The following is a 12876-nucleotide window of genomic DNA, read 5'->3' on the forward strand; positions in this document are numbered from 1 at the left end:
CCCACCCCAACCACACACGCACCCACAGGAGTTGACCCTTGACCGCCGCACCCGCACTCCACACCGCACCTCTCGACCTCGCCGTCAGCGACCTGCACGAGAGCGCCGCCTCCTGGACCGCCGTACCGCTGCCCGAGCGGATCGCCCTGCTGGAGCGGATGCTTCCGCGGATCGCCGACGGGGCGCCCGGCATGGTCGCCGACGCCGCCCGCGCCAAGGGGTACGACGCGGACTCCGGCTGGGCCGCCGAGGACTGGGTCGCCGCACCCTGGGCACTGGCGCAGACCGTGGGCGCGTACCTGCATGTGCTGCGGCGCCTGGCCGCCGGGCACGACCCGGTGCCCGCCAGGTCCGTCCGCACACGCGAAGGCCGTACCGTCGTCGGCGTCTTCCCCGCCACGGCCACGGACCGCCTGCTGCTCAACGGCTTCACCGCCGAGGTGTGGACGCTTCCGGGCACGACCCGCGAGCAACTCATGGCCCGTGCGGCGGGCGAGTACCGCGGGCGGCCGGGCGAGCCGGCCGTCGCGCTGGTGCTCGGCGCCGGGAACGTCGCGGCGATCACGCCGCTCGACATCCTGCCCAAGCTGTACGCGGAAGGCCAGGTCGTCCTCGCCAAGATGAACCCGGTCAACGCCTATCTCCGCCCGCACTTCGAGAAAGTGTTCACCGAGTTCGTGGAGCGTGGCTGGGTCCGCTTCGTCGACGGAGGCGCGGCCGAAGGCGCGTACCTCACGACCCACGAGAAAGTCGACACCATCCATGTCACCGGCAGCGAACGCACCCATGACGCCATCGTGTGGGGCACCGGCGCGCAGGCCGAGGAGCGACGGCGCGCCGACACTCCGGCCAACGACAAGCCGTTCACCAGCGAGCTGGGCGGCGTCAGCCCCTGCATCGTGACGCCGGGCCCGTGGAGCGCGGCGGACCTCCGGTTCCAGGCCGAGCACATCGTGACCAGCAAGCTGAACAACTCCGGCCACAACTGCGTCGCCAGCCAGATTCTGCTCGTGCCCCGCCACTGGGACGGAACGGAGCGACTGCTCGCCGAGATCCGGCACGTCCTGCGCGAACTCCCGCAGCGGAACGACTACTACCCCGGCGCTGCCGACCGCCTCGATTCGGTGACCGGAGCCCACCCGGAGGCCGAGGCCTACGACGACACGTGCCGCCTCCTCGTCCCGGACATCACCGACGCCGACGACCCGATGCTCACGGACGAGGTGTTCGCCAGCGCCCTGGGCGTAGTGCACCTGCCGGGCGACGACGCGCCCCAATTCCTGCGCGCCGCCACGGAGTTCGCCAACAACAAGCTGCCCGGCACACTCGGCGCCACGCTGCTGGTGCACCCCCGCACCGAACGCGCCCACCGCGCCGCCGTCGACGAGGCCGTCGCCGCGCTGCGCTACGGCACCCTCGGCGTCAACTGCTGGTCGGCGTTCGGCTTCCTGCTGGGCTACACACCTTGGGGCGCCCACCCCGGACACACCCGCCAGGACATCGGCAGCGGCATCGGGTTCGTCCACAACGCGTTCATGCTGGAGGACGTCGAGAAGACCGTGCTGCGGGCCCCCTTCGCACCGGCGCCGCGCGGCCTGCTCACCGGCTCGCCCTCACTGTCGCCGCGCCCGCCGTACTTCGTCACCAACCGCACCGGACGCACGACGATGGAACGCCTCACGGCCTACGCCACCGACCCGCGGGCGAGCAGGCTGCCGGGCATCTTCGCGTCGGCCCTGCGCGGCTGAGCGGGTTCCGATCGGCCGGATACGCAGTTCACCTCGACCGCGCATCGTCACCAGGCCTCCGTCGCGGGTGCCTGGGGCAGGTGGGGTGTGACGTCACTTTCCCGGGCCCGCAGGCGCAGGGCGAGCAGGGGGAAGACGAGGACCGAGATCATCGCCGCGCCGACCAGCGCCGCCGCCTCGCTCTTCCTCACGACACCGTCGTCCACGCCGATCGCCGTGATGGCCACGACGAGCGGAAGGCAGGTGGAGGATTGAAGTGCTCTCCTGCCTTCGCGAGCTCAGGGAGGAGATTCCCACCTACCTTGCGGTGGCGGGCTTGGCGCCACGGGTGCGCCTGACGACTGCCCTCCCGGCAGCCGGGATCGCCACGAGGCCGATCCTGTACAGGTGCAAGATGTTGCGGGCCGCGTTCCAGTCGGCGTTGCCGCACCAGCCGCAGTCTGGGTTCTTGCACACGAACGTGGCTTGGCCTTCCCGGCTGCCGGGCGTGAGGAAGCCGCAGGCGGAGCAGCGCAGGGAAGTGTTCGGGGCGGGAACTTTGACGAGGGTGCCGCCGTAGCGGCCGGTCTTGTACGTCAGCATCGTCACGGTACGGCCCCATGCCTCCTGGCTGATGGAGCGGTTCAGGCCGGACTTCTGCGCGACGTTTGTCCCGGGTTCCTCGATGGTGCCCTTGGCCGACTTGACCATGTTCGTGATGTTGAGTTGTTCGACCACGACCGTGCCGTAGGTGCGGGCGAGGTGCGTTGTGGTCTGGTGCTGCCAGTCAACGACTCGGCGCGTGGCTTTTGCGCGGAGCTGCTTGATCTGGTCGTAGGTGCGGTTCAGCCGGTTGGAGCTGCGCTCCTTCGGCTTGCGGAAGGACTTGCGGTGCGCGGCCCGTTGTTCCAGGCGGAGCAGCTTGGCCTTCTCCTGCGGGTTCAGCCACTTGTCCCGGTCGGCGGTGCCATCCGGGAGCCGGGCGGGTCTTCCGTGGTCCTGATGGTTGCCATCGGACAGGGCAAGGGGAAGGCTGACCCCGGCGTCGATGCCAATCTCAGGGCCGGTGTGCGGCTCAGGCTTTAATTCCAGCGTCTGGACGCGGAAGGCGATATGCCATCCGAGTCCGTCTTTGACCAACCGCGCCCCGGTGATCCGATTCTCCCTGTTGGCGAGCTTGCCGACCGGGAGATCCCTGGTCCAGCGAAAGCGGACACGACCGACCTTGGGGATGTTGACCATGCCCCAACGGCGGTGCACCCGCTTGATCTGCAGATCGCGGCCCTGCGGGATGTCGACGGACATGACGGCGCGCAAACGGGCCTTAAAGTTCGGCTCGTCCGCCCGCCGATCCCAACAGTTCCGCCACGCCTGGACGTACGACTTCAAAACTGCCTGCGCGGCCTGCGCGGGGAGCACGGCGAGCCAGTCGATCTCCTTGCGGGCCTGGCGGATCGCCGCATCGGCGGCGGCCAGGGAACGCTTGTCCTTGGGGAGCATCGTCCACCAGTCGTGCAGGCAGTTCCACATCGTGCGGGCCGCGTGCGCCTGGTCGTCCATGAGCCGGGCCTGTGCAGGCGTCAGCGCCAGCCGGGCACGGTGCCCGAACTGCCGCTTCTCCCAAGCAAGTTCACCCATCGCGATCACACTACTACGGTCGGCTTATGTCACCACGATGGAACCCTGATCCTGATGTGTGCACCGGGCGCCATGTCGTTCACCACCTGCACGTCCACTTGGTTTTATGTCACCGAGTACCGGCGCAAGGGATTCACACAGGCGCAAGGCATTCACCGATGCCATGCTGACGCGCACCAAGGAGATCATGCGCGAGGTCTGCGGGGACTTCGAGGCCGAACTCAACCAGTTCAGCGGCGAGCAGGACCATGTACACCTGCTCGTGCACTGCCCGCCGAAAGTCCAGCTCACCAAGCTGGTCAACTTCCTCAAGGGCGTCTCCTCCCGCAGGCTCCGCCAGGAGTACAGCACGCACGTCCGCCGTTACCTGTGGGGCGGACACTTCTGGTCCGGCTCCTACTACGCCGGGTCCTGCCACGGAGCACCGCTGACCGCCGTCAAGCAGTACATCGAGAACCAGCAGCGTCCTGTGGTCTGAGGACAATACTGTCGACCCGCACGAACAGTGCGGACCAGAGCAGTTCTGAGATGGCCCCCTGCGCTTAATACTCCAGCTGTAGATCGTGATCTTGCTGGTGGGGGCGGGTCCGGACACGGGTACGGCCACCGTTGATCATCGTCGTTTGTGAAGACGAACGAGGAGTCGGTGGCCGCAGGTCACAGCATAGATCCCGGCCGTTGGCGGGAGGCGTTCGAGGTGGTCATGGGCCGTATCCCGGGCCGGTTCGCCCGGGTCGAACCCCGGCTGCGGGCCGGGCGGTTGGTGATGGGCTTGATGTCGGACCTGCCGCGCAAGAACTGCTGGACGATCGCGGAGTGGGCCGGAGAGACGACCCCGCACGGCATGCAGCACCTGCTGTGCCGGGCCTCTTGGGATGCCGATGCCGTGCGGGACGACGTGCGCGAGTACGTCGTCGAACATCTCCACGACGAGGCGGCGGTGCTGGTCGTGGACGAGACCGGCGACGTGAAGAAGGGCACCCACACCGTCGGGGTTCAGCGTCAGTACACCGGAACCGCCGGCCGGATCGAGAACTCCCAGGTCGCCGTCTATCTCGTCTATGCGGGGATGCGCGGGCACGCGGCGGTGGACCGGGAGCTGTACGTCCCCAGCTCGTGGACCTGCGACCCCGATCGCTGCCGGGCGGCCGGGCTCGGCGAGGACACCGTCTTCGCCACCAAGCCGGAGCTGGCCCGCATGATGATCGAACGGTTCCTGGACGCCGGACACCGCATCGGCTGGGTGACCGGCGACGAGGTCTACGGCGGCAACCCGAAACTGCGGGCGGCCCTGGAAAAACGCGGCCTGGGCTACGTGCTTGCGGTGGCTCGCTCAGCCGAAGTCGCCACCAGGGCAGGGAAGTTCCGCGCCGACGCGCTGGCCGCAAAGCTGCCCCGACGGGCCTGGCAGAAGCTGTCGGCCGGAGCCGGCGCGAAGGGCCACCGCTACTACGACTGGGCCGTCATCGACCTCGCCGACCCGGCGCCGGGACACCGTCATCTGCTGATCCGACGCAACCGCGCCACTGGCGAACTCGCCTACTACCGCTGCCACTCCACCGTGCCGGTCCCGCTGCGCGCCCTGGTCCAGACGGCCGGCTCCAGATGGCGGGTGGAGGAGACCTTCCAGACCGAGAAGGGCCTGGCCGGGCTCGATGAACACCAGGTCCGCCGCTACCCGTCCTGGAGCCGCTGGGTCACCCTCGCCATGCTCGCCCATGCCTTCCTCGCCGTTGTCCGCGCCGAGGAGCACGCCGACCGGCCAGGACCGCACGACCTGATCCCGCTGACCTGCAACGAGATCCAGCACCTGTTCCTCGCCGTCACTGCCCGTCCCCTGAACGACCTCGCCCACCGGCTCGGCTGGTCCGACTGGCGACGCCGCCACCAACAGCGATCACGGGCCAGCCATTACCGGCGACAAGCCGCATCCCAGACATGAAGATCACAACAATATTGGACACCAAACCCCGAACGGGTACTGCGGGCTGGGCGGGACAGGGGGCAAGCTACGAGCGTCGCGCCGAACTGGCATCGCGCCGGTCGAGAACTGATCGGCGCGCTACTCTCTCGGCCATGTCAGAGACCAGGCAAAGACTGGTGCGGGCCTTTTGGGCCGTGGACCGCCTCCTTGGCGGTGAACGCCCGCCAACACGCACACAGAAGTTCGCGGCCCGGCATCCGGTCGTCCTGTCACTACTGACGGGAGCAGTGTGGGCTACCTACTTCCTGTTGCTCCCAGACGTGCAGCCGTCGGACTACGTCATCGCGCCGACCGGCGGCTTTCTGCTCGGTGGGATCTTCGGGCTCACGGCGCTGTACGAGAGGCATCGACAGCGTCGTCTGCGACGGCTGGGGCTGTGGGACGGCTCGTGAGAGAGCCATCCCAGACATGACGGTCACGATCTACAGCTGGAGTATTAAGGGCGGAGCACTGGCCAAGATCAGAGGCAGACGAGACCGGCGGCGATGCCGGCGGAGGGCAACTGGAAGGCGGGACGGATCACCAGGCCCAGGAGCAGGCCGAGGAGGACGACGGAACCTGCGGTCAGGCGGACCTGGCGGTCCATGACCCACTTGGGTGCCACGCCGGCTTCAAAATCATCGCGGGCCGGATGCGCGAATGCCTGACCGCCACCGAGGACGGCGGCACCCCCGCCATGAAAGAGGCGGAGCTGGAAAAGCTCTTCCTCACACTGGCCTGATCACAGCCCGGAGGGTGGGACACAGCGCGTCGGCGCACGCCGTACCGGAGCGGGACAGCCTGCAGAACTACTGTCGACCGCATGGACGGTGATCGCGGAACATGGCGCAAGTGTTCTCTTGCCGGCGCGGTGTTTGCCGTGTGTATGGCCGGGACCACTCTGCCGACCCCGCTCTACGGGCTCTATCAGGACAAGTTCGGGTTCTCCGAGCTGACGGTGACCGTCGTCTATGCGGTGTACGCCTTCGGGGTCATCGGTGTGCTGTTGCTGGCCGGCAACGCATCGGACGCTGTCGGGCGGCGGCCGGTGCTGTTGTGGGGGCTGGCGTTCGCGGCGGCCAGCGCCGTCTGCTTCCTCGGTGCCACCGGGCTGGGGTGGCTGTACGCGGGGCGACTGCTCTCGGGGTTCGCCGCCGGGCTGTTCACCGGGGCCGCCACCGTGTACGTGATCGAGTTGGCGCCGCACGGCGGTGGCTCCCGGGCCACGTTCGTGGCGACCGCCGCCAACATGGGCGGTCTTGGCTGCGGTCCGCTGCTCGCCGGACTGCTCGCCCAGTACGCCGCCTGGCCGCTGTACCTGCCCTTCGCCGTGCACCTCGCGCTGGTGGCCGCCTCGGCCGCCGTGCTGCTGTGGCTGCCGGAGACCGTGGCCGAGCGGCGGGCACTGAGTACCGTACGGCCGCAGCGGCCCAGCCTGCCCCCGCAGGTGCGGCCGGTGTTCGGGCCCGCTGCGATCGCCTCGTTCGTGGGGTTCGCGTTGTTCGGGGTGTTCACCTCGGTCAGCCCGGCGTTCCTCGCCGAGTCGCTGGACGTGGACAACCACGCCGTGAGCGGTCTGGTCGTCGCGCTCGCCTTCTTCGCCTCGACCGCGGGGCAACTGGCGGTCACCCGGGTCGGGATGGAACGGTCCCTGCCGCTGGGCTGCGCCGCACTCCTCGCCGGTCTGGCGCTGCTCGCGGGCGCGCTGCGATGGGACCTGCTGCTTTTGGTGGTGCTGAGCGCGCTCGTCGGCGGTACGGGGCAGGGGCTGGCGTTTCGTGCGGCGCTCGGCGCGGTGGCGGAGGCGTCTCCCCCGGACCATCGCGCGTCGGTGATCTCCACACTGTTCGTGGTGGCGTACGCGGGCATCTCCGTACCGGTCATCGGTGTCGGAGTACTGACCGGCCCGATCGGCCTGGAGGGTGCCGGGCTCGTGTTCATCGCGGTCATGGCGGTCCTGGTGTCGACCGCGGGTGTCTACCTGGTCCGACGGCCGCGCCGTACGACACCTGAGCACGCACGCCCTGTCCCGTAGCGTCCGCGACCGGCGCGATCGGGCGGCAGCCGGCGCAACGAAGCCCTGCCCGCATCGTTGATCACCCCATGAAGATCACCATCGCGCGGCGGCTGCGCCTCGTGGCGGCAACCGTCGCCGCCCTGGCACTGGGACTTGCGGGCGCCGGAGGCTCGCCGGCCGCGAGCTCCGCCGCGGCTGACTGCCCAACGGCGGAGCTCTTCGCCACCAACAACACCGCGGTCATCACTGACCCGGACGACCCCAGGCTCCACACCCGTCTCACACGCTTCGACCACGAACTGCGCGGGATCATCCGCGCCAACGGGGCCACGCCCGTCTCCTCGAAGCTCCTGGAGGGAGTCTTCTGGTCCGGCGATCTCAAGCAGGCCACGTACGAGCGCTCACGCGAGTTCGACATCGACAGGGTCGGCCGTGACGGGCTGAACCACATCGCCGGTGTCATCGCCAAGACGTACCGTCAGGAGTCCGTGCTCACCTTCCGCTGTCTGCCGCGCACATCGCCGGAGACGGACGCACTCGAAATCGAGGCGCCCGGCGTCAGCGCGAACCGGCTGCACGACAAGCTGGTCGCGGACCCGGTGGCCCGCGAAGAACTCGGCGGCGGCTCGGTCGCCGTCGATGGCCGGCTCATCCTCATCGCCCCGCTCGCCGACCTGCCACTGGCCCGGGAGTTCACCGCCAAGCTCGGTGTCGACTGGCAGACGGCCCAAGTGCACTACGGCGACAGGGAATTCGTGAGCTGAATCAGGAGCGTGCCGGCACTCTCACGGCCTAAGCACCAACGGCGCGCCCGTTCGGCCCCGCGGGGTGCTCGGCCGGACCGGGTGTCGGCCGGACCCCGGCATGGCCGTTGAGCGCATAGGCCATCTGGTACCGCGCCTCTTCGGCCACCAAGCGGGCCTCCGCCACGACGTCACCGCGTTCACGTACCAGACTCTCGTAGACCGGCAGATGATCGTTTCCGGTTGAGTTGTGATTCACAGGGCTGGTCCTTCTCGGTATGTGGGGCGGCCGTCCGGTAATGCGGGCTCAATCGCGGTCACACGCGGTTGAGTCGCGCGGCGATCCCGTGCCCGATCAGCAGGTAAATCACTGCCGGCAGACCGTAATTGAGGAGAACGCGAAGGCCTTCTGTGTCCATGGTGAAAACATCCTGTGACCACCCAGCAAGCCAGTCGGCCGTTCCGTGCACGAATCCGACGAAGACGTTGCCCTGGTTGGCTTCGAGGAGGTAGAGCAGAATCCACAGACCCAGGAACACCGCGGCTATGTCAGCGATGGTGTGGATGACCAGCCCCGCCCGCCGGGCACCGCCCTCGCGCCGCTCAGGGCGCCGTGGCGGCTGTGGGGGCTGCTGGGGTTGCTGGTACTGGTCGTAAGGGTGGGGTCCGGCCATCGGGTCGATATTGCTCACGGGAATCCAATCTGACGCGTGCTTTGCAGGACGAGGCAGGGGCGAAATCGCCTCCTGAATCTCTTCAGGGCTATCACCTGCCGCACCACGCACACTAGGCGTCGCGCGGGCCCGTACAACTCTGCGTCACACAACCGCGATCGCGTTACACAGCCATCGGAATATCCCAAATATGGCCAGGTATTCGCCAACTTGCCTAAATGCGCGAGCGCGGGATCCCTTTCACCGCCGGACGCCTCACATCGGTGTGCCCATTTCGTGTGCCCCTCGTGATGCCTTTATGTGAACAGCTCACGCACTGTTCATACTGCGGCGGACGGCCGACATCAGGGGCCCGATTTCAATCATGCGGCGAATCCGCCGAGTTGGGATGATTGTGCCGCCGTCCGGAGCCGCCCCGTTCGGGTGCGCCCGGGACGCCGGTTCGCCCGGCGACCGGATGGGCAGGCGTCCCAGGTTCCACCGATCGGCGCCGCACCCCTGTGACGTAGTGCACCTGGATGTCTGGAGTGCAGAGATGGCATGATCCGGGAGCGTGACGCCCCGCAACCCGACAGTTCGCCCATTCCGGGCGACGGAAGGACATGCGCATGTTCCGTAAGGTGCTCGTCGCCAACCGCGGAGAGATCGCGATCCGGGCGTTCCGCGCCGGCTTTGAGCTAGGGGCTCGAACCGTCGCGGTGTTCCCCCACGAGGACCGCAACTCACTGCACCGGATGAAGGCGGACGAAGCCTACGAGATCGGCGAGGCCGGGCACCCCGTGCGGGCCTATCTCTCCGTCGAGGAGATCATCCGTGCGGCGCGCAAGGCGGGCGCCGACGCCATTTATCCCGGGTACGGCTTCCTGTCCGAGAACCCCGAACTAGCCCTCGCGTGTGAGCGTTCCGGCATCACGTTCGTCGGGCCGAGCGCGGAGACGCTCGAACTGACCGGGAACAAGGCACGTGCCGTGGCCGCGGCCCGCGCGGCCGGCGTCCCGGTCCTTGGATCCTCGCAGCCCTCCACCGACATCGACGAGCTGGTCCGGGCGGCCGACGATCTCGGTTTCCCGCTCTTCGTGAAGGCCGTGGCCGGGGGCGGCGGACGCGGCATGCGGCGCGTCGAGGACGCGGCGACGCTGCGCGAGTCGATCGAGGCGGCGGCCCGTGAGGCCGAGTCGGCGTTCGGCGACCCGACCGTCTTCCTGGAGAAGGCCGTCGTCGAGCCCCGTCACATCGAGGTGCAGATCCTCGCCGACGGCGAGGGCCGGGTCATCCATCTCTTCGAGCGCGACTGCTCCTTGCAGCGGCGCCACCAGAAGGTGATCGAGCTGGCCCCCGCGCCGAATCTCGATCCCGAGGTACGCGAGCGGATCTGCGCCGACGCCGTGAGGTTCGCCCGGCAGATCGGCTACCGCAACGCGGGCACCGTGGAATTCCTCCTCGACCCCGCCGGACAGCATGTGTTCATCGAGATGAATCCGCGGATCCAGGTCGAGCACACGGTGACCGAGGAAGTCACCGATGTGGACCTCGTCCAGGCCCAGCTGCGGATCGCCGCCGGCGAGACGCTGGACGACCTCGGCCTGTCCCAGGACACCGTCCGCCTCCGCGGCGCCGCGCTGCAGTGCAGGATCACCACCGAGGACCCGGCCAACGGTTTCCGCCCCGACACCGGCAAGATCAGCGCCTACCGTTCCCCGGGCGGCTCCGGCATCCGGCTGGACGGCGGCACCACCCATGCCGGTACGGAGATCAGCGCCCACTTCGACTCGATGCTGGTCAAACTCACGTGCCGGGGACGGGACTTCGAGACGGCGGTCGGCCGGGCCCGGCGTGCCGTCGCCGAGTTCCGCATCCGTGGTGTGTCGACGAACATCCCCTTCCTCCAGGCCGTGCTCGACGATCCCGACTTCGCCGCCGGACGCGTCACCACCTCGTTCATCGAGAAGCGGCCCCATCTGCTGACCGCCCGTCACTCGGCGGACCGTGGCTCGAAGCTGCTCACCTACCTCGCCGACGTCACGGTCAACAAGCCGCACGGCGAGCGGCCCCCGCTGATCGACGCGGCGACCAAGCTGCCGCGGCTGCCCGAAGGCGCACCGCCCGCCGGCTCCAAGCAGAAGCTGACCGAGCTCGGCCCCGAGGGCTTCGCCCGGTGGCTGCGCGCCTCGCCCACCATCGGCGTCACCGACACCACGTTCCGGGACGCGCATCAGTCGCTGCTCGCCACCCGGGTCCGTACCAAGGACCTGCTCGCCGCGGCACCGGCCGTGGCCCAGACGGTGCCGCAGCTGCTTTCGCTGGAGTGCTGGGGCGGCGCGACGTACGACGTCGCGCTGCGCTTCCTCGCCGAGGACCCGTGGGACCGGCTCGCCGAACTGCGCGCGGCCGTGCCCAACATCTGCCTGCAGATGCTGCTGCGCGGCCGTAACACCGTCGGCTACACGCCGTACCCCACCGAGGTGACCAACGCCTTCGTGGAAGAGGCGGCCGCGACCGGAATCGACATCTTCCGGATCTTCGACGCCCTGAACGACGTGGGTCAGATGCGGCCCGCCATCGACGCGGTGCGTGAGACCGGCTCGGCGGTCGCGGAGGTCGCCCTGTGCTACACCTCCGACCTGTCCGACCCGTCGGAGAAGCTCTACACGCTCGACTACTACCTGCGTCTCGCGGAGCAGATCGTGGACGCGGGCGCCCATGTGCTCGCGGTCAAGGACATGGCGGGGCTGCTGCGGGCTCCCGCGGCGGCGAAGCTCGTCTCCGCGCTGCGCAGGGAGTTCGATCTGCCCGTGCACATCCATACGCACGACACCGCGGGTGGCCAGCTGGCCACCTATCTCGCGGCGATCCAGGCGGGCGCGGACGCGGTGGACGGAGCGGTGGCGTCGATGGCGGGCACCACCTCGCAGCCGTCGCTCTCGGCGATCGTCGCCGCCACCAATCACTCGGAGCGGCCGACCGGCCTCGATCTTCAGGCGGTCTGCGATCTGGAGCCGTACTGGGAGAGCGTGCGCAAGATCTACGCGCCGTTCGAGGCGGGCCTGTCCTCACCGACCGGCCGCGTCTACCACCACGAGATCCCGGGCGGCCAGCTCTCCAATCTCCGGACGCAGGCCATCGCGCTCGGGCTCGGCGACCGGTTCGAGGACATCGAGGCGATGTACGCCGCCGCCGACCGGATCCTCGGCCATCTCGTGAAGGTCACCCCTTCGTCCAAGGTGGTCGGCGACCTCGCACTGCACCTCGTGGGGGCCGGGGTGTCGCCCGAGGACTTCGAGGCCGAGCCGAACTCGTTCGACCTCCCCTCGTCGGTCATCGGATTCCTGCACGGCGAGCTGGGTCTGCCGCCCGGCGGGTGGCCGGAGCCGTTCCGCACCAAGGCGCTGCAGGGACGCGCAGGCCCCGAGCCGATGCGCGAGCTGTCCGCCGAGGAGCGCGCCGGTCTTGCGAAGGACCGGCGGGCGACGCTGAACCAGCTGCTGTTCCCCGGCCCGACCAAGGCCTTCGAGAACCACCGGCAGGCTTACGGCGACACCAGCGTGCTGGCGAGCAAGGACTTCTTCTACGGCATCAGCCCCGGGCGCGAGTACTCCGTGGACCTGGAACCCGGCGTCCGGCTGCTCATCGAGCTGGAGGCCATCGGCGAGGCGGACGAGCGCGGTGTGCGCACCGTGATGGCCACGCTGAACGGTCAACTGCGGCCGATCCAGGTTCGGGACCACTCCGTGGCGTCCGACATCCCGGTGACCGAGAAGGCCGACAAGGCCAACTCGAACCATGTCGCGGCGCCGTTCGCGGGTGTCGTCACGCTGGCGGTGACCGAGGGCGACACGGTGGAGGCCGGCGCGACCGTGGCCACGATCGAGGCGATGAAGATGGAAGCTTCCATCACGGCCCCGAAGGGTGGCACGGTGTCCCGGCTCGCCATCAACGCGATCCAGCAGGTGGAGGGCGGCGACCTGCTGGTCGAACTCGCCTGACGCCTGACGCCTGACGCCTGACGCCCCGGGCAGTCGCACTGCGGCTGCCCGGGGCTTCCGCGTCACTGGGTCGGGCGGTTTCGGCGTGGTCTTTGCCCCTCACCGGCGTATGTAGGACAGCAGCTGACCCC

General features: G+C 68.9%; 9 protein-coding genes and 3 pseudogenes. 7 read left to right on the plus strand and 5 right to left on the minus strand.

All coding sequences use genetic code 11. The features are described from left to right. The first annotated feature begins 38 nt into the window (after positions 1 to 38). On the plus strand, positions 39 to 1748 hold the full coding sequence (locus tag OG456_RS49270) for an aldehyde dehydrogenase family protein (RefSeq protein WP_266571624.1): 1710 nt from the start codon (positions 39 to 41) through the stop codon (positions 1746 to 1748). 47 nt (positions 1749 to 1795) lie between these two features. Here the strand turns inward: OG456_RS49270 and OG456_RS49275 are convergent. After that, positions 1796 to 2008 (minus strand): annotated as a pseudogene (locus OG456_RS49275) (cation:proton antiporter); the annotation flags it as partial. A gap of 37 nt (positions 2009 to 2045) precedes the next feature. Next, entirely contained in the window at positions 2046 to 3365 is a 1320-nt protein-coding gene (locus OG456_RS49280; protein ID WP_266571625.1) for a transposase, read from the minus strand. Positions 3366 to 3391: 26 nt separating this feature from the next. On the opposite strand from OG456_RS49280, the pseudogene tnpA reads away from it, so the two are divergent. From tnpA to OG456_RS49295, 3 genes and pseudogenes are all read left to right on the plus strand, one after another. Beyond that, positions 3392 to 3843, plus strand: a pseudogene (tnpA, locus tag OG456_RS49285) (IS200/IS605 family transposase). A gap of 225 nt (positions 3844 to 4068) precedes the next feature. Further along, the gene (locus OG456_RS49290; protein ID WP_266571807.1) at positions 4069 to 5307 is read left to right on the plus strand and encodes an IS701 family transposase; all 1239 of its coding nucleotides are present in this window, start codon (positions 4069 to 4071) and stop codon (positions 5305 to 5307) included. Between the two features lie 134 nt (positions 5308 to 5441). Next, positions 5442 to 5741, plus strand: a complete 300-nt coding sequence (locus OG456_RS49295) for a hypothetical protein (protein ID WP_266571626.1) — start codon at positions 5442 to 5444, stop codon at positions 5739 to 5741. 77 nt (positions 5742 to 5818) lie between these two features. Here OG456_RS49295 and OG456_RS49300 read toward each other — a convergent pair. After that, a pseudogene (locus tag OG456_RS49300) lies at positions 5819 to 5941 on the minus strand (transporter); the annotation flags it as partial. 210 nt (positions 5942 to 6151) lie between these two features. Here OG456_RS49300 and OG456_RS49305 point away from each other — a divergent pair. Both OG456_RS49305 and OG456_RS49310 read left to right on the plus strand, forming a co-directional pair. Further along, on the plus strand, positions 6152 to 7363 hold the full coding sequence (locus OG456_RS49305) for an MFS transporter (protein WP_266571627.1): 1212 nt from the start codon (positions 6152 to 6154) through the stop codon (positions 7361 to 7363). Positions 7364 to 7431: 68 nt separating this feature from the next. Then, positions 7432 to 8109, plus strand: coding sequence for a hypothetical protein (locus OG456_RS49310; protein WP_266571628.1), 678 nt, complete (start codon positions 7432 to 7434; stop codon positions 8107 to 8109). Between the two features lie 28 nt (positions 8110 to 8137). Here the strand turns inward: OG456_RS49310 and OG456_RS49315 are convergent, their stop codons facing one another. Continuing rightward, positions 8138 to 8347, minus strand: coding sequence for a hypothetical protein (locus OG456_RS49315; RefSeq protein WP_266571629.1), 210 nt, complete (start codon positions 8345 to 8347; stop codon positions 8138 to 8140). 58 nt (positions 8348 to 8405) lie between these two features. Continuing rightward, positions 8406 to 8780, minus strand: coding sequence for a hypothetical protein (locus OG456_RS49320; protein WP_266571630.1), 375 nt, complete (start codon positions 8778 to 8780; stop codon positions 8406 to 8408). Between the two features lie 590 nt (positions 8781 to 9370). On the opposite strand from OG456_RS49320, the gene OG456_RS49325 reads away from it, so the two are divergent. Continuing rightward, the gene (locus OG456_RS49325; RefSeq protein WP_266571631.1) at positions 9371 to 12745 is read left to right on the plus strand and encodes a pyruvate carboxylase; all 3375 of its coding nucleotides are present in this window, start codon (positions 9371 to 9373) and stop codon (positions 12743 to 12745) included. Positions 12746 to 12876 lie beyond the last annotated feature (131 nt).

Source organism: Streptomyces sp. NBC_01446 (assembly GCF_026340095.1).
In the GTDB taxonomy this organism is placed as follows: Bacteria; Actinomycetota; Actinomycetes; order Streptomycetales; family Streptomycetaceae; genus Streptomyces; species Streptomyces aureus.

Excerpts from the sequence above, each read along its gene's own strand:
- OG456_RS49280 (WP_266571625.1), bottom strand. The coding sequence starts at position 3,365 with ATGGGTGAACTTGCTTGGGAGAAGCGGCAGTTCGGGCACCGTGCCCGG.
- OG456_RS49290 (WP_266571807.1), top strand. The coding sequence starts at position 4,069 with ATGGGCCGTATCCCGGGCCGGTTCGCCCGGGTCGAACCCCGGCTGCGG.
- OG456_RS49295 (WP_266571626.1), top strand. The coding sequence starts at position 5,442 with ATGTCAGAGACCAGGCAAAGACTGGTGCGGGCCTTTTGGGCCGTGGAC.
- OG456_RS49305 (WP_266571627.1), top strand. The coding sequence starts at position 6,152 with ATGGACGGTGATCGCGGAACATGGCGCAAGTGTTCTCTTGCCGGCGCG.
- OG456_RS49310 (WP_266571628.1), top strand. The coding sequence starts at position 7,432 with ATGAAGATCACCATCGCGCGGCGGCTGCGCCTCGTGGCGGCAACCGTC.
- OG456_RS49325 (WP_266571631.1), top strand. The coding sequence starts at position 9,371 with ATGTTCCGTAAGGTGCTCGTCGCCAACCGCGGAGAGATCGCGATCCGG.